Origin of the sequence: Neorhizobium huautlense (genome assembly GCF_002968575.1) — a bacterium.
Classification (GTDB): Bacteria; Pseudomonadota; Alphaproteobacteria; order Rhizobiales; family Rhizobiaceae; genus Neorhizobium; species Neorhizobium huautlense.
Genome location: NZ_PVBM01000031.1, coordinates 19,656 through 44,215, shown reverse-complemented (window position 1 = coordinate 44,215; position 24,560 = coordinate 19,656). Strand labels below are relative to the sequence as shown.

Below are 24,560 nucleotides of genomic sequence, written 5' to 3'. Positions count from 1 at the left end.
GATGAAATCGTCCCGTTTCGACGCCACCGTCCTGACGCTCTGCTTCGCCTTTCTCTATATCCCGATTATCATTCTGGTCGTTTATTCGTTCAACGCATCCAAGCTGGTGACGGTCTGGGGCGGGTTTTCGCTGCAGTGGTATCGCACCATGTGGTCCAACGAGGGGCTGATGGATGCAGCCTGGGTAACAGCGCGTGTCGGCGTCCTTAGTGCGACCCTGGGCACTGTGCTTGGAACGCTCGCTGCCCTGTCCCTTGTCCGTTTCCAGAAGTTCCCCGGCAGGATGCTATTTTCCGGCATGATCTACGCGCCGCTCGTCATGCCGGAAGTGATCACCGGTCTGTCCATGTTGCTCCTCTTCGTGGCGCTGAATATCGACCGCGGCTTCTGGACGGTCACCATCGCTCATACGACCTTCACGATGTGTTATGTCGCGATTGTCGTTCAGTCGCGCCTTATGACCTTTGATCGCAGTTTGGAAGAGGCAGCACTCGATCTCGGCTGCCCGCCCGTCAGGACCTTTTTCAAGATCACCCTGCCGCTGATCCTGCCCGCTGTTATCGCCGGCTGGATGCTCGCCTTCACGCTGTCGCTCGACGATCTGGTGATCGCGAGCTTCAACACCGGCCCGGGCGCGACGACGCTGCCGATCAAGATCTATTCGCAGGTGCGTCTGGGTGTAACACCGGAGATCAATGCGATCTGCACCATCCTGATCGGTTTTGTGACCATCGGCGTGATTCTCGCCTCGATCAGCACCAAGCGAACCGAACTGCGGCGTATCCGCGATGAGCATGTCGCCCTGCGGGGTACGACCTGATCGGGAGCAGGGAGCTCTGTTGGCGGGCTTACTCCGCCGGTTTTGGCGCGGTCTCCGAAACTGGCCAGATCACCGGATTGGGCCAGGATCCTCCAATGAAAACGGTCAGCTGTGCTGGTTCATCGGCTGCCGGGCGAATGGTCGCGGAAAGAGCAAGGCCATTGCTGGCATACGGTATCACCCCGGAAATCGCCAACGTACCGTCGCTGCCGGTGATCTTTCCATCGTGGATCTCGGCCGAGCCATGCGCGATGCGCGCAGCCAGGTCGATGCTGTCGAACTGCAGATTGCCGCTGCCGACCTCACTCAGAGAGAAATACTGCTTGTGAGTTGCGAGCTGCCTGACACTTGCGATGTTGACGCCGGGAAGAAAACCCTCTCCTCCGCGCAAGCGGAAATTCCCCTCTGCCTCGCGCCACGCCTGCGGGTTTATCGGCCGGCGGATGTTGAGCGACAAATCCAGGGAGCCGTGGGTCATGGGCAACGGGCCGCCAAGGCCCAGATTCTTGATGATATTGCCGAAATCGGCGCCCTGCACGGCAATATGGAGGGCCATCTCGTCCTGCCGGTCGATGCCTGCGGTAGCAAGGCGCCCGGTCAGCCGGCCGGTTTCGAAATCGCTGTCGACGATGTCCACCCGTGACTGGTGCGGCGTGTCCAGCACGCTTATGGCCGCCTCGGAAAGATGGAGAGGCCCCAGCACTGCCTGCTCCGCCGAAAGCCGCAGGTCGAATTCTATTCCTGTTTGCAGGTTGTTGTTTTTACTTGCTTCATCGGCTGCCGGTGTCAGTGCATCTAGGATTCCGGACAAATCCAGGCGATCAAACGCGAGCGTCCCGGTAAGCCGCGGTAACCGATCTTCGGGAACCATCAGATCCAGGATGCCTGTTGCCTTATCGTCGTTGAGGCCGAGCGACAGGTTCTCGAAGCGCAGCGTGTTGTCGTTAGTGACGAGACGCGCATTCAACGAGAGGCGTTTAATGCGCTCGGCGCCTGCAAAATTTACCCCCGACCATGCCATGACGGTTGGCAGGTCCGGAATAGTCAATTCGGCATCGCCGGATAGGAAAGCATGTGTCGCAAGGTTGGCGACGCCTTGGAAACGCCCCTGAAACAGCTCGGATACGATAGCCCCCGATGCGTTTCCGCTTCTGCCAGCGAGGAGAAGGAGAGGTTGCGTCGAATTGAAGTCCACTGAAATCTTGCGGCCGTTGATCTCGCCCCTGGCTTTGATCTCCATGCCGCGGGAAAGCCAGGGCCAATTGAGATCGCCATCGATGGCTGTAAATCGTAGGGTGCGACCGCTCGAAACCTCGGATATTTCGAGAATTCCATTGGTGATGCGGACCTCTCCCATCGGAGCGTCGGCGTATGCGGCGAGCTGCTGGCCGCTGGCATTGGGCTTTGCTTCCCTTACCGCCCGGCTCAACAGCCCGTCATTTGCCCAATCAAGCCGGCCGTCCGGCTCTCGCAGAACGTAGATTTGCGGATCGGTCAGGCGGAAATCCTTGAATTCCGGCTGCCCGATCAGGGTTTGAAGGAGGTCGAACGAGGCGGAAAGGCGCGAGACGCGGCCGAGCACCCGTTCGCCGCCGTCCACCGGCTTGCGGATGGTGATGTCGCGGAGCGTAATCCTCGGCTCAGGCCAGAACCGGATGTCCGGAGATCCTTCGATCGTAACGTCGTGGCCCGTCCATTCGGCAACGGCCTCCTCCATGCCTGCCCGCACCAGGGTCGAGGAGATCAGGAAGGGGGCGATGATTTGGAAAAGGGCAAAGAGCCCCAAACCTGCGAGGACCCCGATCAGCAGACCGCGGATCCGCCAGCTGAGCGGGCGCTTCAGGTGTCTTGGCAGATTTTTGATCCCCACGGTCAGCATGTCCAACGCGAATATAGGAAATACCAAGATCGCGCAAATCCGCACTTTCTTGGCCGGCAATCCTCTTTATCATGCAGTGCAGCATGCTATACAGGCCAGGGCCATTCAGCTTGAGTTCAAGCCTGAGCGGCCATGGAAAGAGCTCGTTTGGTCAGACGGCTCTCTGGGATGGAGGAATGGGAATGGCCAACCAACAGCCGCTGTGGAGTCCTTCGCAGGAAGCCCGGCAGAAGACACCGCTTTTTCACTTTATCGGCTGGTGCGCTGAGCGCCACGGGAAGAGCTTCGCGGATTATGACGCCTTTTACGCCTGGTCGATTGCCGAGCGGGAGGCGTTCTGGTCCGCGATATGGGACTATTGCGGCGTTAAGGGCAAGCGTGGGGAGCGCTCGCTTGAGGATGGCGACGATATGCTCGCAGCCCGCTTTTTTCCCGACGCGACGCTGAATTTTGCCGAAAATCTCCTGACCGGCACCGGTGCGGCCGATGCTCTTGTCTTTCGCGGAGAGGACAAGGCGAGCGACTGCTGGTCCTGGGATAGGCTGCGTGCTGAAGTTTCCCGCCTGCAGCAGGCGTTTAGGGCTCTCGGTATCGAAAAAGGCGACCGGATTGCGGCCATGATGCCCAACATGCCGGAGACCGTAGCTTGCATGCTGGCGGCAGCCTCTATCGGCGCGATCTGGTCTTCCTGTTCTCCCGATTTCGGGGACCAGGGCGTCCTCGACCGCTTCGGCCAGATCGAACCCAAGCTCTTCATTACCTGCGACGGTTATTGGTATAACGGCAAACGTCAGGATGTCGCTGCCAAGGTGAAGGCGGTTTCCCAAGCGTTGAAGACACCGGTCTTGGTCGTTCCCTATGCGGGAGATGCTCCGGCGCTGGCCGCCTCGCTTTCCGACGGACGCATGCTCGCGGACTTTATTGCGCCTTTTCAGGCAAAGCCGGTTGAGTTCGAGCAGCTGCCCTTCGCGCATCCGCTCTATATCCTTTTCTCCTCCGGAACGACTGGTGTGCCGAAATGCATCGTTCATTCGGCAGGCGGCACGCTTCTGCAGCACTTGAAGGAGCACCGCCTTCACTGCAGCTTGGAGCCCGGTGAGAAGTTATTTTATTTCACCACCTGCGGGTGGATGATGTGGAACTGGCTGGTCTCCGGCCTTGCCGTCGGCGCAACGCTCTGCCTCTTCGACGGCTCGCCCTTCGCGCCGGACGGAAACGTTCTCTTCGACTATGCTCAGGAGGAGAAATTTGCCGTATTCGGGACCTCGGCAAAATACATCGATGCAGTCCGCAAAGGCGGCATCCTCCCTAAGCAGACCCACGATCTCCAGAGCTTGCGATTGATCACCTCGACCGGCTCACCGCTTTCGCCGGAAGGCTTTTCATTCGTTTACGAGGGCATCAAGAGTGAGGTGCATCTTGCATCCATTTCCGGCGGCACGGATATCGTGTCCTGTTTTGTACTTGGCAATCCGCTAAAGCCCGTTTGGCGGGGGGAAATCCAGGGACCCGGACTGGGTCTTGCGGTGGATGTATGGAATGACGACGGGAAACCGGTACGTGGGGAAAAGGGGGAGCTCGTCTGCACCAAGGCCTTCCCATCCATGCCGATCATGTTCTGGAACGATCCCGACGGCAGGAAATACCGGGCAGCGTATTTCGAGCGGTTCGAGAACATCTGGTGCCATGGCGATTTCGCCGAATGGACGGAACACGGCGGCATCATCATTCATGGCCGTTCCGATGCCACTCTCAATCCGGGCGGCGTGCGTATTGGCACGGCGGAAATCTACAATCAGGTCGAGCAGATGGAGGAGGTCGCGGAAGCGATCTGCATCGGCCAGGATTGGGAAGACGATGTGCGCGTCGTCCTCTTCGTGCGCCTGTCGGAAGGCCGACAGCTCGATGAAGATCTCGTCAAGGCGATCAGGAGCCGAATTCGCACCGGTGCCTCGCCGCGTCACGTGCCGGCAAAGGTCGTCCAGGTTGCCGATATTCCGCGCACAAAATCTGGCAAGATTGTTGAACTGGCGGTACGCGACGTGGTCCATGGCCGGCCGGTCAAGAACAAGGAAGCCCTCGCCAATCCGGAAGCGCTCGATCTTTTTGCCGGGTTGACCGAACTTGAGAACTGAAGACATACCATCGGAAGGTCCTGATGTGTATCATGACAACCCATCAGAAATGACGCTTCCCAAAACGAGGCGCAGTTTACCGGCTGTTAAGTGGAAATGCTCAAGAGTGGAGCAATAGGGATTCATCCGGTGTATGAAGACGGGTAGCCGCGAGCTTTCATAGACATGATGTCTCCGCCAACTTTCGTTGGACAGCATTTAAATTTAAAGGCAGCTTTGGCTGCCTTTCTTTTAGCCTTCAATGCATCTCAGAATTGCAATCATCCTCAGTGCAATCTGTTGAGCGAGCGCGACACCAGCGCGACAGGCACCAGCCCGGCAAGAATGATGATGATTGCGGCGACGGAGGAATCCTCTATCCGGGCTCGCGAGGCGTCCTCGTAGACGAGCGTTGCCAAGGTGTTGAAATTGAATGGCCGAAGCAGGATGGTGGCCGATAGTTCCTTCATTGTCTCAATGAAGACAAAGAGGGCGGCTGTCAGAAGCGCGGGATGCATGTTGGGGAGCAGCACGGACCAGAGGGTCTGCCGGCGATTTCGGCCAAGAGCACGCGCGGCCATGTCGAGATGCGGCGAGAGTTTTTGAAAGCCGGCATCCAGATTGCCTTCAGCCATGGCCATGAAACGAACAGTGCAGGCATAAACGATAGCAAAGCCGGTACCGGAAAGCAGCAGGCCCGTCGAAATCCCAGCGCTCTCCCGCAGGATGCCGTCCAACGCGTTGTCGAAGGCGGCAAGCGGAACAAGCACGCCCATCGCAAGGACCGTGCCAGGTACCGCGTAACCGAGCGACGCGAGCCGGTTGGAGAATGCGACGAGCCCCGAGCGTTCGCTGCGTGCCGCGTAGGAAAGGACAAAGCCGAGAGCAACAGAGCAGAGAGCGGTCGCCGTGGAGACGGTAATGCTGTTCCACAGCGCGTCAAGGAGGCGAGGATCGGCAAAATCCTCGATCCGTGCCAGCGCAAAGCGGCCCTGCACCAGGAATGGGAGGCCGAAGCCAAAAGCAACAGGCAGGACGCAGAAGGCAGCCGCAAGCAAGCCTTTTACTCCGCTCAGTCGCGGCCGCATTGCCGCATCGGCGAGCGTCGTCGTCCTGTTGCCGGAAAACCGCTGCTGCCGGCGGGCTGCCCGTTCGACAAGAATCAGGATCGAGACGACCAGCAGCATCACGGCGGCGATCTGCGCGGCGCCGGAAAGACTGCCGCGGTTCAGCCAGGTGTCGTAGATCGAGAAGGTGAGAGTATTGACGCCGAGAAATTCCACCGCTCCGATATCGTTCAGCGTCTCCATCATGACGAGGGTCAGCCCGATCATGATTGCTGGCCGCGCCATGGGAATCTGCACCTGAAAGAACACTCGAAGAGGGCCGGCGCCGAGTGTGCGGGCAACATCGGCAGCCGCGCGGCCCTGCATCATGAACATCGAACGGCAGGCCAGATAAACATACGGATAGAGGACAGCAGAGAGCACCAGCACCGCCCCGCCGAGCGAACGAATGTCTGGAAACCAGTATTCACGGGCAGTTTGGTAGCCGAAGATCTGCCGGTACCAGGTCTGCAGCGGACCGGTAAAATCGAGGAACTCTCCGAAGGCGTACGCGGCAAGATAGGAGGGAATAGCAAGCGGCAGCACCAGCGCGGCCGAGAGAAGCCGGCGGAAAGGGAAGTCGAAACTTGCGACGAGCCAAGCGGTGAGCACGCCAAAAAACGCGGTCACCAGTCCGGTTAGAAAGAGAAGCCGCAGCGTGCGCCCGGTGGCGCGCGGTACGACATTGACGATGATATGTTGCCAGGTGCCATCGTCGCCGGATATCGCAATCCATAATATAGCGAGGATCGGCCAGGCGATCACGGTGGCGACGCCCACCGCGGTCCAGGAAAGCGGTCGGCGCGGCTGCCGTGCTTTCTGCGTCGGCATGGCGGGTGTCGTCGAAACCTGCAAATTCTACTCCTCTTTCAAAGAGGAGTGCTAATCATTGAAAAGTCAGTTCGCAAGCACTCGCGGCGAAGGGAAGGTAATTTCCACCAATGTACCTTCGTTCGGAGCCGATGTGATCGAGAAGGCTGCGCGGTTTGCGTCTACCATCGCTTTGGTAAGCGGCAGGCCAAGACCGGTGCCGTCGCCTCGTTTACGTGTGCCGCCTGCTACCTGACGGAACGGCTTCATGGCGAGTTCGAGTTCCGGGCGCGTCATGCCGATGCCCGTATCGCGAATGCGAAGCACCACGTTGCCATTGGCTTCATAGGCCGTCGACACGACGATCTGCCCGCCCGACGGCGTGAAGCGGATGGCATTCGACAGAATGTTGAGGACGATCTGCTTCACGGAGCGAAGATCGGCGACGACCTGCGGCACGGCATGCGAAAGCGCCGTGCGAATGATGACGCGTTGGCTGTTTGCCTGCGGCTGCACCAGGGACACAGCCTCGGATACTGTTTCGTTAAGGCCTACAGCGACGAAATCGAGTTCCATCTCGCCCGCCTCGATCTTCGAAATATCGAGCAGATCGTTGACGATATCGAGCACATGTCGTCCGGAGCGACCGATATCGTTGGCATATTCGATATAGCGCGGATGTCCGATCGGCCCGAAACGCTCTGTCGCCATCATGTCCGCAAATCCGATGATGGCGTTCAGCGGTGTGCGGATCTCATGGCTCACATGTGCAAGGAACTCGCTCTTGTGGGCGTTCGCCGTCTCGGCGGCGCGTTTGGCCGTGCGCAGCTCTTCCTCTGTGCGTTTCCATTGGGTGATGTCGCGTATGACTGCGCAATAGCCATTGGACGAGGTGAGCTTGCCGATCGTCATGAAGAGCGGCAGGAACCCTCCGGAGGCTTCCCGCCCGATCACTTCGCGACCATCGTTCAGGACGCTGGCGACGCCGTGGCCGGAGAGACCGCCGAGGTAGTCGAGAATAGCGCGCTGGCTTTCATGGGCGAAGAGCGTCACGAAGGGTTTGCCGTTGATCTCTTCGTTGTCGTAGTTGAAAAGCCCGCTCGCGGCCCGGTTCAGGGAACGGATATCGCCTTCGGCGCCAATGATCACCACGCCGTCGGTTGCCGTCTCCAGAATGGCGCGCAGCTCCTCCACCTCGACCTGCAGCTTTGCGAGCTGATCGGCCGGACGACGGGGATGTAAGGGAATGACCTCGGCCGCCTCGGTGCCGTCGGATGCCGAGCTTTCCGCGACGACCGGCATGAGCGCCAGCATCAGGGCGGTCGAATCGCCCCAGCGGACCGATTGCAGCCGCGCTGTCACCGGAACCACAACGTCGTCCGAGCGCACGACGACCATACCGCCAGCTTCCGTCGTCTTGCCTTCGAGATCCTGGCGCTGCAGAAGCGCATCCAGGCCGCCGACTTCAACCAGTTCATCGAGCGCGGCATAGCCGGTCAGCCTCAGGAATTCCGGGTTGCCGTGGATCAAGTGGTCGCCGTTGTGAATAAGCAGCGCAACGGGCATCTGATCGACGATTTCCGCCGAAAGTCCGATCCGCTCTCGCACCGGCATCATCCGATTGAGAAGCTCACGGTCGGAAAGCTCCAGTCCGGGACCAATCGCCTCTTCCGTTCCGTCGGCGTCGACCGGTACTTCTTCCTCGGCAACAATGTTGCCCGTTTCACCGGTGATCGTGGCCACCTTGTCGGAAGCGTCCTCAGCCGCTTCAGCAGGTTGCTCTTCAACTCTGTCCGGAGTCTCGGTCAGACTTTCCGCCGAGGCACGGATGCCGCCTTCCTGGACAAGATCCCGTTGTTCCTTCTCTGAAAACGCCCCATCCTGAACGGGATCGATGGCGATGGGCGCAGTTTCGTTTGCCTCGGAAACAGGCGAGGGGGCGTCTGGTTCCGCGTTCTTTTGCTCGGCGTGGCGGTCGATGAAGCTGTCGAGCTGCCGTGCGATCTCCCGAAAGGCGGCCTGCTCCACGGGGGTCAGACGTTCGCGCCCGCTCGACCGGTGTTCCTCAAGCTGGATCACCTTGTCGGAATAGCGGCGGCCTGCATTTTCAACGATACGCAGCGCCGGCTTTTCGCCTTCGGGCCAGTCGAGCAGTGAGGGGACCTGTCTGCCGGTCAGCGATAACGGCTTTGGTTCACCGGCCGGCTGATCGTCCTCGGCGGCGATGGCTTCGGTCTCGGCAGGTTCCTCAGTCGCCTTCGTCTGCGTCATTTCATCGACGGTATCTTCCTCATCCGCGCCTGAAGCGTTCGCTACGCTCCCTTCCGGATGGGCTGACGGCTCATCGTCTTCCAACTCGAATGCGATGAACGGCGAGTCGGCTGGTAGGGATGTCGTATTTGTCGCGCCGGCCACATCCTCCGCTAGGGTAGGCGTGAGCGTCAGGCCGATGGCATTGGGATCTTCCGCCGCGTCGCCGATGCGGACGATGCCGAACCCTCGAAAGCCGTCGAATTCCCGGGTTCGGGTATAGGTGGGCAGAGCCGCGAGATCGACAGGCACAACGAGCGACGTGCCCTCGACCGGCCACCAGATCGTTTTGCCCGACCAGGTGTCGCGCTTATTGAGGAGCTCGGCAATCTTTCCATCCGGATCGAGACCGAAGAGAGCGGCCAAATCGCCAAAGCCCATGCCGTTGATGTTAGCGGCATTCGGGCCAACCGCATCGGCGAATTCACTGGAAACTTCGCTGAACCGGCCGGTGGCGTCGATCTTCCATACGAAGCGGATCGCGCGCCCGTCGCGGCGGAACACGAAGCCGGTGGGGTCTTGGGTTGAAGCTTCGCCGGCCGTTGCAACAGGCTCGGACCCGCCGCCCGCTATCGACTGAGCATCCGACCCAGCCGCCTCGTCCGTGGAAACGTCGTTTGTCTCTTCGGCAGGCACGTCCTCGTCTTGGCCAAAACCATCAGAGACTTGCGCCTCAAGCGAGATTTCTTCCTCCAGTTCCTCGGCATCCTCGATTTCGGAGACGGCGGTGATCACATCTTCGAAACCGGCGCCAGGCACGGCCTCGACGGTGAAATCCTCATCCTCTTCGCGGACGTCGGAACCAAATGCCCCGTCCGCATCTGCTTCCGTCGCATGGACCGTTGCCATCTGGCTGGCGGACTTTAGACCATCGTCAGCGGCAGTCCGGTCTTGCACGGTTTCGACGGTAAACAGAAGATTGAGTGCAGGCTCCTCGGAAAGCCGGCCGATGGCCGCCGGCAGATAGCCCTTGGCCGTCGGGATCGGCCGCTTGACCAGCCGACTGGGGTCATTGCCGGCCGTGACAGACAGCATTTTTGCTGTCTGATTGGAAATTCCGAGGTCCGCAAATTTGGCGGAAGCGGCAAGCACCTCGCCGTTCTCGTCAAGCACCGCCATGTGCGTATCCGGATCGTCGAAACCTTCGATCATTCGCGCGGCACGGGCTGAAAGGGAAAGGCGAGATTTTTCAACGGGTGCGCTGAACAATACTGCCGCTTTCCCTTGGATCCGAATGAGCTCGCACGCAGCCTGGATAGGCACACGCTGGAATCCGGAGGCTATGCGGATCATGAGATGGCGAACGTCGCCCGCCGCACCGAGCTGGCGCGCCGCCGCTTCTATTTGGCGGAAGACGATGTCATTGCGGTTCGGCCCCTGGTCGAGAAAGTCATAGATGGACTCAAAACCAAAAAGATCGGCGCCGCGGCCATTGCACCACAACGGATCCATTGTGTCCTGAGAAAACAGGATGATCGCTTCACCCGCCGCAAAACGGTCGCGCACATGCTCGTGTACGGCAATGTCGATGAACGGATATTGGACTGCGGACATAGGCGAAACCTGCAGAGTCGTTTAACCGCATTTCTACGGGATTTAACGGATTATTAATATCTCCCCCCCGCCTGCGGGTCGAGAGCGGTTGCCCTCAAACCGCTAACAGGGTTAATTCCGAAATTTTTATTGTGCGGTGCACAATATATTGCAATGCACAATAAGATGGGTTATATAAGAGGCATCACATCTTCGGTTCTGCCGAAGAAAACGCCAACGAGGACCAGAAACGATGGCATACAAGACCGACGACATCTTTTCCTTCACCGCTTTCGACCCGGCCAAGCTGACCGAGAGCTTCCGCGAATTTGCCGAAAAGGGCGCCACTCAGTCGCGTGACGCTTATGCTAAGATGAAAACCGCCGCTGAGGAAGCCACCAAGACGGTGGAGACCACTTTGCAGTCGGCTCAGGCAGGGTCTGTAGAGCTCGGCCTGAAGGCTATCGACGCGCTGCGTACGAATGCCGACATGTCCCTTTCCCACATGGAAGCGCTGCTCGGCGTGAAGTCCGTATCGGAGCTTTTCGAGCTGCAGACCGCCTTCATCCGCAAGCAGGCCGAAATCACGGTTGAACAGGCGAAGTCCATGCAGGACGCAGCCCGCAAGCTTGCCGAAAATGTCTCGCAGCCGGGCAAGGTTGCAGCTGAAAAGGTCATGGCGACCTTTAAGGCCGCCTGATTTCTACGCGCCGATTTCAAGAAGAGGGCCGGAGCAGGTTTCGGCCCTCTTCTATTTGAAGAAGGGACTTGCAAAACAAGTCTGATCGCCGTATGTGACCCGAAATGCCGCTTTGAGCGGTTTTTGTGCGGTTGTAGCTCAGTTGGTTAGAGCGCAGGTTTGTGGCACCTGAGGTCGTAGGTTCGATTCCCACCAACCGTACCACTTTCATTCAAGGCAAACTGATCGACGGGGCTTGTCTCCGCCTGGAACAGTCTCTCTAAGTCTTATTTCTGCTGGCCTGTAAACGCCAAACCGACACGTTCTTCGGACATTCGACGGTTTCCGGATACCTCGGCCCTTGTCTGGCCCGGAAACGAACACAATCTTGTGCACTGCATTATCAGGCCTTGTCACAATCGCTGACATGCCTATGTTTGCGGCAGCGAGTGCCCAAAATTTTGGACACTTGCGTCTTGGGCTTTGGCCCCCTTCACCTGTTCGCCCTGCGCGGCAGGCCTTTTTAGAAGGAGTCATGAGGATGACAATTTCCATCAATAATTTCGCATCTGCGAACGGAACTACGCTTTCTCCGCAGCACATCGCCTCTGCAGTTGCCGAAGCCCGACGGGCGATGGGCTATAGTATTGACGAACTTGCCGTCACGACCGGCCTCGTCAGTGACGAGATTCTCCGTGTTGAAAGTGGCATGGACGCAGATCCGGCAAAGTTGAAACGCATTGCCGCAGCCCTGCAGGTTCCGATTTCGACCTTCTTGCTTACCTGATGTTCAGGCGTCCGGCCGCTTCGGCGGCCGGTCCTCCTTCTTCCATCCGTATAGGGTCGATTTCCTGCCTACACGAAGATGTGTCGCTCCTCATCGATCAGTTCCCTCAGAAAGTCGACGACGGTGCGCAGACGTATCAGGTCGCGCGTGGTTTCATGATAGGTGGTCCAATAGGAGCGCCGGATGACGATTTCCGGTAGCACGCGCTTCAGTTCGCAGGATTGGCGCGCTACGTAATCATGCAGGATGCCGATGCCGGCGCCCGAACGAACCGCTTCCGTCTGCCCGATCGCGCTCGATATCTCGAAACTTGCATCCCAATCGCGCATCACTTCGCCCGTGAAATTGAGCGAGGGGGAAAAGATCAGGTCTTCGACATAACCGATGCGGGGATGTGCTCTCAATGCCTCGACGGTTTCTGGAGTTCCGGCCTGGTCGAGATAACTTTTAGAGGCATAAAGCCCCAACGTGTAGTCGGTAAGTTTTGACGAGACGAGCCGGCCCTGTTCCGGTCGCTCGATCGTAATGGCGATATCGGCCTCCCGCTGGGATAATGAAAAGGAGCGCGGCACCGGTACGAGTTGCAGTTTCAGGTCCGGATGTCGGCGGGTCAACCGCCCGAGCCGCGATGCCAGAAACGAGACCCCGAAACCGTCGGGCGCACCGATCCGCACCGTTCCCGCAACCGCGGTGTCTATCCGTCCCGTACTCGCCTGCGCTGCAAGCATTTCCGTTTCCATGCGTTCGGCGGCGTGGAAAAAGATCTCGCCTTCTACGGTCAACTCGCAACCATTGGTGCGGCGGATCAGCAGCCGGGTCCGCAGGCCCTCTTCCAGCGCGGTCACCCGCCGCCCCAGTGTGGCATGGTTGATGCCGAGCCGCCGGGAGGCAGCAAGGATTTGCCCAGTCCGCGCCACGGCTAGGAAAAGGCGCACATCATCCCAATTCATCCAGCGCTCCGATGTCGATTTTTGCACAACAGATGCGTAAACTACGGCGTTGCCTTGTGCAATTCTGCGCGTATCCTCCGCCTATACAGATAAGTCGTTCAGAAACGGTAGGAGGAGCATCCCATGCGTGAGATCGGGCATTTCATAGGCGGAGAGCACGTCGCTGGCACCAGTGGCCGGACTGCGGGCGTTTTCAACCCGGCGACCGGCGAGGTCCAGGCGAAGGTTTCTCTCGCCAGCGTTTCGGAAATTCGCGCAGCCGTCGAGAATGCGAAGGCAGCGCAGCCGAAATGGGCGGCGACCAATCCACAGCGTCGCGCCCGCGTCTTCTTCAAATTCGTGGAGCTGCTGAACAAGCACATGGACGAGCTTGCCGAACTGCTCTCCCAGGAACATGGCAAGACGGTTGAAGACTCCAAGGGCGATATCGTGCGCGGTCTTGAAGTCTGCGAATTCGTCTGCGGCATTCCGCATCTGCAGAAGGGGGAATTCACCGAAGGCGCCGGCCCCGCGATCGACATGTACTCGATGCGCCAGCCCGTCGGTATCGGCGCCGGCATCACGCCGTTCAACTTTCCGGCCATGATCCCGATGTGGATGTTCGCCCCGGCGATTGCCTGCGGCAATGCTTTCATTCTGAAACCGTCCGAACGCGACCCCTCGGTGCCGCTGCGGCTTGCCGAACTGATGATCGAGGCAGGCCTGCCTGCCGGCATCCTCAACGTCGTCAACGGTGACAAGGCGGCCGTCGACGCAATCCTGACTGACCCGGATATCGGCGCCGTTACCTTTGTGGGCTCTACGCCAATCGCGCGTTACGTCTATGGAACGGCGGCGATGAACGGCAAGCGCGCCCAGTGCTTCGGCGGCGCCAAGAATCACATGATCATCATGCCGGACGCCGACATGGACCAGGCGGTCAATGCGCTGATGGGTGCGGGTTATGGTTCGGCCGGCGAGCGCTGCATGGCGATTTCCGTTGCCGTGCCAGTTGGCGAGGAAACGGCCAACCTTCTGGTCGAGAAACTGGCGCCCAAGATCGAGTCGCTGCGTATCGGCCCTTATACCGACGACAAGGCGGACATGGGTCCGGTCGTCACCAAGGAGGCGCATGCCCGCATCAATGGTCTGATTGACCGCGGAGTCGAAGAAGGTGCCAAGCTCGTCGTGGATGGCCGCGGCTTCAAGCTGCAGGGCTATGAGAACGGCTATTTCGTGGGCGGCACGTTGTTCGACCATGTGACGCCGGAGATGGATATCTACAAGACGGAGATATTCGGGCCGGTTCTGTCGGTCGTTCGCGCCAAGAACTACGAGGACGCGCTTTCCCTTCCGATGAAGCACGAATATGGCAACGGCGTCGCCATCTACACCCGCGATGGCGATGCTGCCCGCGATTTTGCCAGCCGCGTGAATATCGGCATGATCGGCATCAATGTTCCCATTCCGGTTCCGCTCGCCTACCACTCTTTCGGCGGCTGGAAGGCGTCGAGCTTCGGAGACCTCAATCAGCACGGGACGGACTCGATCAAATTCTGGACCAAGACCAAGACGATCACCGCGCGCTGGCCCTCCGGCATCAAGGACGGCGCCGAATTTGTCATGCCGACGATGAAATAGCCGAAAAGTCAGCTTCAAACATAGAACAGGCCTCTTCGGAGGCCCGTTTCCGTTGATGGGAATTGGTGCCCTTACCTGTAGTTGAAATGACAACCTTTGACCTTAAGATGCTCCCGGATTCGGTCAACCGAATCTGAAGGGTTCAATGGGGGACATTGTTTCATGGAATTTCAGGCAAAACCTCCGGTCGAGGCGGGAAAATTTGAGCGCGCTTCCTTCACCGGCAATGCCAGCGAATATTTCGGCATCTGGATCGTCAACATCCTGCTGACAATCATTACCTTGGGCATCTATTCCGCCTGGGCCAAAGTCCGACGTAAGCGCTATTTCAACGGCAATACGGTTATTCTTGGCCGGGCCTTCGAATATCACGCGACCGGCAAGCAGATTTTTATCGGACGCCTGATCGTCTTTGCCTTCCTGATCGTGGTCAACCTGCTTTCCGCCATCAACCCGCTTTTCTCTATTGTCACGACCGTTCTGATCCTCCTCGCCTTGCCTTGGCTGATCATGCGCGGCTTGCGCTTCAATGCCCGCGTGACGAGCTATCGCAACGTGCGTTTTGATTTCGCGGGTTCGGCAGGTGGTGCCTTCGTGGCGGTTATCCTCGGCAGCATCGTGGCCTTCGTTTCCCTTGGCATTCTGGCTCCGTTGGCAAGCCGCTGGGTCTGGCGCTATGTCTTCAACAATTTCCGCTATGGCGATCGGCCGTTTTCGACGGATCCCTCGCTGGGGTCGCTCTATCGCGTCTGGATCCTGCCGGCGCTGATGTTCCTCTTTGGAGCGTTTGTGTCTACGGCCATAATCATATCCATCGCGGTCGCTTCGGGGACGCTCACCGGTGGGGACGGCGTATCGAGCGAGGAGACTGTCGGCATGCTTGCCTTTGCGGCGTTCCCGGTCGTTGTCCTTGCCTTTCTTCTTTACGGCCTTGCCGGCCTCTTTTATCGCGCAGGCGTGCGCAATGTGGCTTGGTCGGCAGCGAAACTGGATGACCGTCACGAACTGCTGAGCGATCTTTCCCGGTGGCGTTTTGCATGGATTGCAATTTCCAACGTTGTCGTCACGATCTTTACGCTCGGACTGATGAGGCCCTGGGCTGCGGTGCGTATGGCGAGGTATGTCAACGAGCATACAGCCATCCGCATCCACGGAGACCCAGGCCAGATCATGTCTTCGATCGAGGCGACAGGTGCGGCGATCAGCGCCGAGTACATGGACATGGAGGGGTTTGATTTTGGCTTCTGATCCCGCCGTCATAGCCAAAGGCGAATGGCATCCCGCCAATTCGAGCCACGCGACCCCCTCCGTCCTGCGGGTGGAGAATGGTCGACTGGTTGCCGAAGGGGAGGGGGCGGTTCTTGCCGTGGCGGTTCCGGAGCGAGTGGAGATCAGCCCGAGAGTGGGAACGATTCCGCGGCGCTTGACCTTTCCGGACGGCTCGGTGCTGGAAACGCGTGAAAACGATGCCATCGACGCCTATCTTCGTTCTCAACGGGGTGCGCGCAGCGGGTTTGTTCATCGGCTGGAGGAGTTTCACCCGCGCCTGATCGCCATCACCATCGCAGTCGTGGTCCTGGCTGCCTCCATCTATCGGTTCGCTTTGCCGGCACTTGTGGAAGTCGCGATCCTCGTAACCCCGCCTTTCGTGCCGGAGATGATCGGTTCGGGTACGCTCGCCTCCCTCGACCGAACTGTCCTCAAGCCCTCGCAATTGCCGGAAGCGGAGCGGCAGGCGATCTCCGAAGGGTTCGGAAAACTTGCCGCGCATTCGGAAGGCGGCAAAAAGGCCTATACGCTGAATTTCCGCGATGGCGGGGTGATCGGTCCCAACGCCTTCGCCCTTCCCGACGGCAATCTCATTCTCACCGACGATCTGGTGAAACTGGTCGGGGACGATCGCGAGATGATCCTTGGCGTCCTTGGTCACGAGATTGCCCATGTGGAAGGAGAGCATAGTCTTCGCCAGCTTTATCGCGTTGCCGGTGTTGCGGCGCTTGTCATGCTGATCGCCGGGGACGTCGGATCCGGCGTCGAGGACATCCTCACCCAGGGAGGCGCCCTGGTTGCGCTGTCCTATTCACGCTCGGCCGAAGCCGAAGCCGACCGCCGATCGGTAGAACTCATGAATGTTGCCGGTTACGATCCGGCGGCGCTCGCCCGCTTCTTTGCGCTTCTGGAGGAAAAACTCGGCGATCACGGCGACACGAGCATGTTGTCGAGCCATCCTGGCACACCGCAGCGCCAGCAGGACATCCGCAAATATTCGCAAGAGCTAAAAAGTCGGTCTGGCGCAAGGTAGCCGTGTTTCATGGCTGACTGTTGACGTCTGTGAAGACTGATCTAATTTAGCTCGCGGAGTAGGAGTGGGAGTTCATGGTATACGAGTGGGATGCAAGGCGCGCGCGCCGCGCATATTTGGCCAAGATGGGCATCAGTTTGCTTGTGATCCTGGCGGCACTGGCAGTACCTGCTTGGTTCGCCGTTTCGATGGCAAGCTAAATTCCAGGATCGCTCATTCCGTCGAACCGCCGCCGATGCGGAAAAACGCCCTCATCGTGCGGGAGATCGACATGTAAGCCGGAGGCTGCCGCCCGATCGCGATATAGCCGGATTCCGTCAGCGAAAAGAGCCGTTCGGATCTGCCCTCGCGATGGACGATATACTGCATGTTCAGCGCCCGATTTAAAGCGGGTGCCATGTCGCTCGTCCAGGCAACCTGCGAGGCCGGCACGCGCGAAGCGCCCGCTTCATAGAGAATCATCAGGACAATGTGCAGGTCGCGCGACAGCATGGAATATTCTGTCACGGAACGCGAAGCCTGACCAGCGGGTCTCCGGGCGCATTATCTCCATAATGCCAAAAGCCGGCGTCGCAGCCGGCTTTTGTTTTGTTGTGGGCCACCAGGGCGAGATCCGGTTTAACTCAGCTCTCGGGACCTTCGTTGAAGGCGACCTTGTCGACCAGTTCGGAAGCCTTCTTGCGGTTGGCGGCGATGTCGGCAAGCGAGAGCGTGTCCGGCTTGATCGGCCCGAATGCTTTGACGATGTCGGAAGGTTCGGCGCCCGGCATGACCGGATATTCGAACACCTGCTCGGCATAGATCTTCTGGGCGTCACTGGAAGCCAGGAATTCCATCAGCTTCACGGCGTTGGCCTTGTTCGGGGCGTTCTTGGCAAGCGCCATGCCGGAAATGTTGACATGCGTGCCGCGATCGGCAGCGTTCGGGAAGATGATCTTGATCGCCTCCGCCCACTTCTTCTGCTCCGGCTCCTTCTCGTTCGTCTGCATGAGGCCGACATAGTAGGTATTGCCAAGCGCGATATCGCATTCACCGGCGAGAATTGCCTTTGCCTGGTCGCGGTCGCCGCCGCTGGGCTTGTGAGCGAGGTTGTTCTTCAACGCTTTTAGCCATGTTTCCGTATAGGCTTCGCCATGAACTGCGACCATCGAGGCGAACAGGCCGATATTGTAGGAGTGCTGGCCGTCTCGAATGCAGATCTTGCCTTTCCATTTCGGATCGGCCAGTCCCTCATAGGTGATTGCCGTATCGGTGACGCGCTCCTTCGAAGCATAGACCACGCGGCCGCGCGTCGTTAGCCCGAACCATTCTCCGGCGGGATCGCGAAGATTGGCGGGAATATCCTTGCTGATGGTTGGGTTGTCCCCAACGGGCTGGGTCACGCCGCCTTCCTTGGCCTCCATCAAGCGGGCGATATCGACCGTCATGATCACGTCCGCCGGCGAGTTGGCGCCTTCGGCACGGATGCGCTCGACAAGCCCTTTGTCGAGGAAGAGTACATTGGTCTTGATGCCGGTTTCCTTGGTGAACTCGTCGAGCAGCGGCTTGATCAATTCCGGCTGACGATATGAGTATATGTTCACCTCACCATCGGCCCATGCCGTCGAGGCCGTCGTAAGCATAGAGGCACCTAGAAGTGCAATGAGCCGAAGCGGGCTGCGGATAGGCATGAAAAGTCCTCCTGGGTTGTTTGTTGACGCCAACATTCATGTTCTCAATCCCGCGTCAATGGCGGAGTTTAAGGTCGGACAGAAAACTTGATCACAATTTTCTTATTTTGGAATTGTTCAAAACTAGCGAAGCCTCTATATAAGTATGTACGAGTCTTGGGAGACCAGCATGCGTTTGACCAAACAGACGAACTACGCAGTACGAATGCTGATGTATTGCGCTGCCAATGAGGGCCGTTTGAGCCGCATCCCCGAAATCGCTCGGGCTTACGGAGTTTCCGAACTTTTCCTGTTCAAGATCCTGCAGCCGCTCAACAAGGCTGGTTTGGTCGAAACAGTGCGCGGCCGTAACGGCGGTGTGAGGCTTGGCCGCAGCGCTGACCGCATCACGCTCTTTGATGTCGTCAAGGTAACGGAAGACAGTTTCGCGATGGCTGAGTGTTTTGAAGACGGCGTCGCCGAATGCCCGCTCGTCGATAGCTGCGGTCTGAATTCGGCGCTTCGCAAGGCACTCAATGCTTTCTTCGATGTGCTTGCCGATTACACGATCGACGATCTGGTGAAGGCTCGCCCGCAGATCAACTTCCTGCTCGGTATCGACACGCATATGCCGAAAATCGTAGCGCCGGCTGCCTGAATCCGATTGCCTACGCTTTCAGGGGCGCCGTCCGCAGCGACGGCGCCTTTTGATTTTTGTCATGTCTGATGGTTGACCTTCCCTGCATTTGCAATAGAAGGACGATAGGCGTTTTCGGCTTTGGAGCCATTCTTCCTGTGGCGCCTTCAGGACCAAGCCATGCCTTTTCTGGAACTGCGCGCTTACGCGCTGACTGCGCTGCTCGGAACCGCCGGCGCCGCAGCAGCCATCGTCGTCGGACTTCCCGCCCCTTACCTGATCGGCCCCGCCGTTGTTATCACCGTTGCCGGACTGTTTGGATTGACGCTCCGCGTACCGATCCAGCTTCGCAATATTTGCTTCGTCGTCGTGGGCGTTTCGATGGGAACAAGCGTGACGCCGGATGTGGTCGTGGCGGCGCGCACCTGGCCGCTTAGCTTCGGCATGGTTCCAATTTCAGTTGTCCTTTTGCTTTATGCCAGCTGCTGGATGCTGCAGCGGATATTTCGCTATGACCGGACCACCGCGCTTTTGGCCTCGTCCCCCGGCCATCTGAGTTACGTTCTCAGCCTTGCCGCGGAAACGCGAGGCGATCTGCGCACCGTCAGTATTGCCCAAAGCGTGCGGGTATTGGCGCTTACCATCACCACTCCGCTTATCGTCGAGGTTTTCGGCTTGGCAGCGACGGAGCCGGCAGTGCCGGTAGTGGCGATGAGCATGCCGGTCCTCCTCGCGACGCTCGGGGTGTCGATCGTCGTTGGCCTGCTTTTCCTGCGCTGGCAGTTTCCCGCCGCGCTCCTTCTCGGCGGTGTTGCGGTCTCGATTGGCACGCATGTAACCGGCTTGGTTGCAGGCGGCGTCCCCAATTGGTTACTCATTCCGACCTATGTCATTCTCGGATCGATGATTGGCACCCGTTTTAGTGGCGTGTCGCTCGGTGCGATCCGCACGGCGTTTATCGCAGGGGCCGTGGTGACGGTCTTGGTGATGGCATTGGCCGCGGCGATTGCTTTTGGTGTCTCCCATGTGACCGGAATCCCGCTTGCGGCGGCGTTGATAGCTTTTGCGCCCGGCGGCCTCGAGACCATGGCGGCAATGGCTGTCATGCTGCACGCCGATCCAACCTATGTCGGTGCTCATCATGTGTTGCGGCTGATGGTTCTTTCCGTACTGATGCCATTGGTCCTCGGCAAAGATGCACGCCGGCGCTGAGCAAGCTTGTGAAACCCATGTTTGAACAGATATTGCGATAGACAATCGGGAAAGGAAACATCGACGTGAGCATTGACATGCATCAACAGTCTCCTCGAGCAATCATCGTCATGGGGGTCAGCGGGGCGGGCAAGACCTCGGTCGCACAACTGCTTGCCCAACGGCTCGGCTGCGCCTTTGTCGAGGGGGACCGCCTGCATCCTGACGCGAATGTAGAGAAGATGGCGAAAGGCATTCCGCTGACCGACGAGGACCGTTGGCCATGGCTGGATCTCGTCGGAGGCGAACTGGCTGCGGCTCGGGCGCGCGGCGAAAGCGTCGTGGTGACCTGCTCGGCACTGAAAAAGGTCTATCGCGAACGTTTGCGTGAGGCGAGCGGCGGATCGCTCAATTTCGTTTTCCTTGCCGGCGCGGTGGACGTGCTGGAAAAGCGAATGGGCGAGAGAAAGGGACACTTCATGCCGGTTTCCTTGTTGCACAGCCAGCTTGCGACCTTGGAGAGTCCGGTGAACGAGGAAGGTGTCGTCACCGTGGATATCGATGCCAGCCTGGAAACGATCGTGGACGGAGCTGTGACGGCGCTCGTTGAGCAGTGGCGGTAAGCAAATGCCCAAGAGCTCGTTATCTGATGGCCATCTTGCGTTTTTCGGCGAAGTTTCGGTAAAGTATTGTAAAAAAATCTAATTAGCTTGATCCGGATATCTCCACCCATCGTATAAAACGACAAGATTTATGTAGGTGCATTCGGGCGCGTCGAAACCAGCGCCGCCAGATGCACCGCGAGGGGAGACGGTTCGCGAATGCCAGATTCGACGCAAGGGCCAGGGCGGGGCACCCTTCGCCGGATACCGAAACAGGAAAGAAGCCGCGAGCGTATCGACGAAATCTTGAAGGTATCCATGGAACTGATCGGCCGGAAAGGCATCGATGCGGTAACCATGAAAGAGATTGCGGCGCTCTCCGGTGGTCCGATCGCCTCGGTTTATCAGTACTTCCCGAATAAGTCCGCAATCATCGCGATGCTTTATGAGAAGTATGCGGAAGAGGTTCTCGGTTTCGTCAACGAATGCGTTGCGGACCTGCAGACCGAACAGGATGCATTCGGCGCTATCGACAAGCTGATCGACCTCTATTACGCGAACGTCAGAAACAACCCGCCGGTCCAGGATCTGATCAACGCGATCCAGGCCGACAAGGCGCTTGCGGATATGGATATCGCAGAGTCGCGCGTGCATAGTCGGATTTTTGCGGATGCGACAGGAGCGTTCGTCCCGGACAACCTGCGGGAGCGGTATGTCCGCCTGGTGTTTATGATGTTTCACCTTGCTGCCAGCGCCGTGCGCCTGGCACTGCTGGTTCCAGAGCAGGAGGCGGAAGGCATAATCGAGAATTTCAAGGCTTCGGCAAAAATCCAGCTCGGGCAGTTCATGAAAGGAAACTATCCGAGTTTCTGAGATCGCGGCCTTACAATCCGAGCCTGTCCCTCAACCCGTACCACCATGCACCAAGAACGGTCAGCGGCACCCGAAAAGTCTTGCCACCGGGGAATGGCAGGTTCGGCAACGAAGCCCAGACATCGAAGCGTTCGGCATGCCCCGCGACGGCCTCACCGAGAATCTTTCCGAGCAGATGCGTGGTCGTCACGCCATGGCCGCTGTCACCATGGGAAAAGTAGACCTTGTCGGAAAGCCGGCCCATATGCGGAATGCGCGTTAACGTCAGCGCGAAATTGCCGCTCCATGCATAATCGATGTGGACGTCTTTCAACTGTGGGAATGTCTTCAGCATGTTCGGGCGGATTATTCCCGTCAGATCCTTCGGATCGTGTCCGCCATAGCCGATGCCGCCGCCATAGAGCAACCGGTTGTCGGAGGTACGGCGATAATAGTCGAGGATATAATTGGCATCCTCGACGCAATAATTGGACGGCAGCAGGCTCTCGATGAGCGCCTGATCGAGGGGCTCCGTCGTCATGACCTGGCTGGAGACCGGCATCATCCGGCCGTGAATTTCAGGCAGCAGTGGCGCAAGATAAGCATTACCGCAGACGAGGACGTAGGACGCCTTTACGGAGCCTTTGGCCGTACGGACCACGGGCCTTTCGCCAAGCTCCAGGCCGACGACACGCGAACCTTCGAAGATGCGCCCTCCGAGGTTTTCCACGGCGGCAGCCTCTCCGAGTACGAGATTGAGCGGATGTATATGGCCTCCAAGCATGTCGATCATGCCGCCGGCATAGCGGTCCGTCTTCACGTATTTCCCTATATCCCGTTTGGCGACCATCTCCAGCCCGGTGTGCCCGTGCCTTTCCCAATGGTTCTTCTGAGCCTCCATCTCGCGGATCTGTTTATCCGTAAAGGCGGCAAAAAAACCGCCATGGACGAGATCGCAATCGATCGCATATCTGGCGACGCGCGCCCGGATGATCTCGCCTCCTTCGAGCGACATCTTTCCAAGTTCTACGGCTTTCTCCCGGCCATATCGCCCGGCAATCGTTTCAAGATCGCGGCTGTAGCCATTGACGATCTGGCCGCCATTTCGTCCGGATGCTCCGAAGCCGATGCGCTCGGCTTCCAGCACGACGACAGAGTAGCCGCGTTCGGCAAGCTCCAGTGCCGCAGAAATACCCGTGAAGCCCGCGCCGATCACGCAAACATCCGCCGAGGTTTCGCCATCGAGGGCAGGGCGGACCTTTTTATCCTTGGCGGACGCGGCGTACCAGGAATTAACGTGGCGTGGGTTGTCGCTTGCTCTTAAAACCATCTCACACCGTCCGGATGTAGGCATCGTATTCGACGTCGGTCACCCGCGTGGCAAACTCCGCAAGTTCCTGCTGTTTGCAGGCCGTGTAGAGCGCGCGGTATTTCGGCCCGAGCGTCGCATAGGCAAATGTAGACCGGGCGAATTGTTGCAGCGCATAGTCCCAGTTGGTTGGAAGCGGCTCATGGCTGACGGCGTGGTCGTCACCGGTGATTGCTCCGCCCGGGTTACGCTTCTCCTTGATGCCCGAGAGCGCTGCGTTAAGGATCATCGCCAGCACCAGATATGGATTGCTGTCGGCGCCTGCGACGCGGTGTTCGATGCGGGTGGCGGGCTTTGAAGTGGTGATGACGCGCACCGCCGCCGAGCGGTTGTCGAAACCCCATGAGGCATAGGTAGGAGCATGTTCGCTCGGCCGAAGGCGGCGATAGGAATTGGCATGCGGCGCAAAGACCCCCATGCTCTCGCCCATATTCTCAAGAAGCCCGCCGACGGAGTGGAAAAGCATTTCCGAGGGCCCGTCTTCGCCGGCATACACATTGCGTCCGGCTTCGTCGACCAGCGAAAAGTGCACATGCATGCCGCTGCCGGCCTGGCTGCCATAGGGTTTGGCCATGAAGGTCGCGTCAAGGTCGTTGGCGCGTGCGACACCCTTCACGATACGCTTCAGGAGTACGGCATAGTCGGCGGCCTTCAGGGCGTCCGGCACGTGGTTGAGATTGATCTCGTACTGACCCGGCCCGTTTTCGCGCAGCGTGGTGTCGGCGGGAATACCCTGTGCGCGCGCCGCGCTGGCGATCCCGTGAAAGACATCTTCGAAATCCTGCAGTTCGGAGATCGACAGCACCTGTGTCTGGCCCGTGTGCCATCGCCCCTCGCGCGAATTCGGTGGGCGGACGGGGTCGAGCGCCGAGCGCACCGGGTCGATCAGGTAGAATTCAAGCTCCGTCGCCACGACCGGCGTCAGGCCAAGCTTTGAAAATCCTGCGACGACATTGGCAAGCACCTGGCGCGGATCGGCATAAAATCCGGCGCCATCGGTGTCTCGCATACCAAGCAATACCTGCGCAGTCGGACGATTAAGCCAGGTGACCCGGGACAGGGTTCCGGGAATGGGGAGGCAGATGCCATCCGGATCGCCGGTGCCTTCCGCAAGGCCTGCGGCGTTGACGTCGCGGCCCCAGACGTCGAGGGCATAGACAGAGCGTGGCATGGCCATGCCCTTGGCAAGCACGTCCAATGCGCGCTCCCTCGGGATCCACTTTCCCCGCGGCACGCCGTTTACATCGATGACGAAGGCTTCGAGAACCTCGATATCGGGATTGCCCTCGAAGAAGATCTGCGCGGAACTGATATCATCCATGGAACACCAGATAGCCCAGTCTCTCCATT

The 24,560-nt window shown here is 58.9% G+C and carries 19 protein-coding genes and 1 tRNA gene; 12 read left to right on the top strand and 8 right to left on the bottom strand.

The window, feature by feature from the left end; genetic code table 11:
* Position 1 precedes the first annotated feature (1 nt).
* Complete coding sequence (locus tag C5L12_RS24280) at positions 2 to 820, top strand: ABC transporter permease (RefSeq protein WP_105374633.1); 819 nt, start codon at positions 2 to 4, stop codon at positions 818 to 820.
* A 28-nt stretch (positions 821 to 848) separates the two neighbouring features.
* Here the strand turns inward: C5L12_RS24280 and C5L12_RS24275 are convergent, their stop codons facing one another.
* Positions 849 to 2,726 (bottom strand): AsmA family protein, encoded by a 1,878-nt coding sequence (locus tag C5L12_RS24275; RefSeq protein WP_157949109.1) that lies wholly within the window; start codon positions 2,724 to 2,726, stop codon positions 849 to 851.
* A gap of 155 nt (positions 2,727 to 2,881) precedes the next feature.
* Here C5L12_RS24275 and C5L12_RS24270 point away from each other — a divergent pair, with 155 nt between their 5' ends.
* Positions 2,882 to 4,834: an acetoacetate--CoA ligase gene (locus C5L12_RS24270; protein ID WP_105374631.1), complete on the top strand. Its 1,953-nt coding sequence runs from the start codon at positions 2,882 to 2,884 to the stop codon at positions 4,832 to 4,834.
* Between the two features lie 266 nt (positions 4,835 to 5,100).
* On the opposite strand, the gene C5L12_RS24265 is transcribed toward C5L12_RS24270, so the two are convergent.
* Both C5L12_RS24265 and C5L12_RS24260 read right to left on the bottom strand, forming a co-directional pair.
* Positions 5,101 to 6,750, bottom strand: a complete 1,650-nt coding sequence (locus tag C5L12_RS24265) for an ABC transporter permease (protein ID WP_105374630.1) — start codon at positions 6,748 to 6,750, stop codon at positions 5,101 to 5,103.
* A 66-nt stretch (positions 6,751 to 6,816) separates the two neighbouring features.
* Positions 6,817 to 10,593: an ATP-binding protein gene (locus C5L12_RS24260; protein ID WP_105374629.1), complete on the bottom strand. Its 3,777-nt coding sequence runs from the start codon at positions 10,591 to 10,593 to the stop codon at positions 6,817 to 6,819.
* A gap of 232 nt (positions 10,594 to 10,825) precedes the next feature.
* Between C5L12_RS24260 and C5L12_RS24255 the strand changes: the two genes are divergently transcribed.
* From C5L12_RS24255 to C5L12_RS24245, 3 genes are all read left to right on the top strand, one after another.
* Complete coding sequence (locus C5L12_RS24255) at positions 10,826 to 11,272, top strand: phasin (protein WP_105374628.1); 447 nt, start codon at positions 10,826 to 10,828, stop codon at positions 11,270 to 11,272.
* Positions 11,273 to 11,399: 127 nt separating this feature from the next.
* Positions 11,400 to 11,476: transfer RNA gene (locus C5L12_RS24250), tRNA-His, on the top strand.
* 316 nt (positions 11,477 to 11,792) lie between these two features.
* On the top strand, positions 11,793 to 12,038 hold the full coding sequence (locus C5L12_RS24245) for a helix-turn-helix domain-containing protein (RefSeq protein ID WP_105374627.1): 246 nt from the start codon (positions 11,793 to 11,795) through the stop codon (positions 12,036 to 12,038).
* Between the two features lie 68 nt (positions 12,039 to 12,106).
* On the opposite strand, the gene C5L12_RS24240 is transcribed toward C5L12_RS24245, so the two are convergent.
* A complete protein-coding gene (locus tag C5L12_RS24240) occupies positions 12,107 to 12,988 on the bottom strand; it encodes a LysR family transcriptional regulator (protein WP_105374626.1) in 882 nt (293 codons plus the stop codon).
* Between the two features lie 123 nt (positions 12,989 to 13,111).
* On the opposite strand from C5L12_RS24240, the gene C5L12_RS24235 reads away from it, so the two are divergent.
* The 3 genes from C5L12_RS24235 to C5L12_RS24225 all read left to right on the top strand — a co-directional run bounded on the left by C5L12_RS24235 (position 13,112) and on the right by C5L12_RS24225 (position 16,910).
* A complete protein-coding gene (locus C5L12_RS24235; protein WP_105374625.1) occupies positions 13,112 to 14,608 on the top strand; it encodes a CoA-acylating methylmalonate-semialdehyde dehydrogenase in 1,497 nt (498 codons plus the stop codon).
* A gap of 162 nt (positions 14,609 to 14,770) precedes the next feature.
* Positions 14,771 to 15,856, top strand: a complete 1,086-nt coding sequence (locus tag C5L12_RS24230) for a YjgN family protein (RefSeq protein ID WP_105374624.1) — start codon at positions 14,771 to 14,773, stop codon at positions 15,854 to 15,856.
* Positions 15,846 to 16,910, top strand: a complete 1,065-nt coding sequence (locus C5L12_RS24225) for a M48 family metallopeptidase (RefSeq protein ID WP_105374623.1) — start codon at positions 15,846 to 15,848, stop codon at positions 16,908 to 16,910. The genes C5L12_RS24230 and C5L12_RS24225 overlap by 11 nt, the downstream gene beginning before the upstream one ends.
* A 213-nt stretch (positions 16,911 to 17,123) precedes the next feature.
* Here C5L12_RS24225 and C5L12_RS24220 read toward each other — a convergent pair whose 3' ends face one another.
* Positions 17,124 to 17,417: a hypothetical protein gene (locus C5L12_RS24220; RefSeq protein ID WP_105374622.1), complete on the bottom strand. Its 294-nt coding sequence runs from the start codon at positions 17,415 to 17,417 to the stop codon at positions 17,124 to 17,126.
* A gap of 116 nt (positions 17,418 to 17,533) precedes the next feature.
* Positions 17,534 to 18,532, bottom strand: a complete 999-nt coding sequence (locus tag C5L12_RS24215) for a Fe(3+) ABC transporter substrate-binding protein (RefSeq protein WP_245423013.1) — start codon at positions 18,530 to 18,532, stop codon at positions 17,534 to 17,536.
* A 217-nt stretch (positions 18,533 to 18,749) separates the two neighbouring features.
* Between C5L12_RS24215 and rirA the strand changes: the two genes are divergently transcribed.
* From rirA to C5L12_RS24195, 4 genes are all read left to right on the top strand, one after another.
* Positions 18,750 to 19,217 (top strand): iron-responsive transcriptional regulator RirA, encoded by a 468-nt coding sequence (gene rirA / locus C5L12_RS24210; protein ID WP_105374620.1) that lies wholly within the window; start codon positions 18,750 to 18,752, stop codon positions 19,215 to 19,217.
* 159 nt (positions 19,218 to 19,376) lie between these two features.
* Positions 19,377 to 20,408, top strand: a complete 1,032-nt coding sequence (locus C5L12_RS24205) for an AbrB family transcriptional regulator (RefSeq protein ID WP_105374619.1) — start codon at positions 19,377 to 19,379, stop codon at positions 20,406 to 20,408.
* A 77-nt stretch (positions 20,409 to 20,485) separates the two neighbouring features.
* Complete coding sequence (locus C5L12_RS24200) at positions 20,486 to 21,010, top strand: gluconokinase (protein WP_105374618.1); 525 nt, start codon at positions 20,486 to 20,488, stop codon at positions 21,008 to 21,010.
* A 198-nt stretch (positions 21,011 to 21,208) separates the two neighbouring features.
* Complete coding sequence (locus C5L12_RS24195) at positions 21,209 to 21,862, top strand: TetR/AcrR family transcriptional regulator (RefSeq protein ID WP_105374617.1); 654 nt, start codon at positions 21,209 to 21,211, stop codon at positions 21,860 to 21,862.
* Between the two features lie 10 nt (positions 21,863 to 21,872).
* On the opposite strand, the gene C5L12_RS24190 is transcribed toward C5L12_RS24195, so the two are convergent.
* Positions 21,873 to 23,171 (bottom strand): NAD(P)/FAD-dependent oxidoreductase, encoded by a 1,299-nt coding sequence (locus C5L12_RS24190; RefSeq protein ID WP_165924094.1) that lies wholly within the window; start codon positions 23,169 to 23,171, stop codon positions 21,873 to 21,875.
* A gap of 1 nt (position 23,172) precedes the next feature.
* On the bottom strand, positions 23,173 to 24,531 hold the full coding sequence (locus C5L12_RS24185; protein WP_105374615.1) for a glutamine synthetase family protein: 1,359 nt from the start codon (positions 24,529 to 24,531) through the stop codon (positions 23,173 to 23,175).
* Positions 24,532 to 24,560 lie beyond the last annotated feature (29 nt).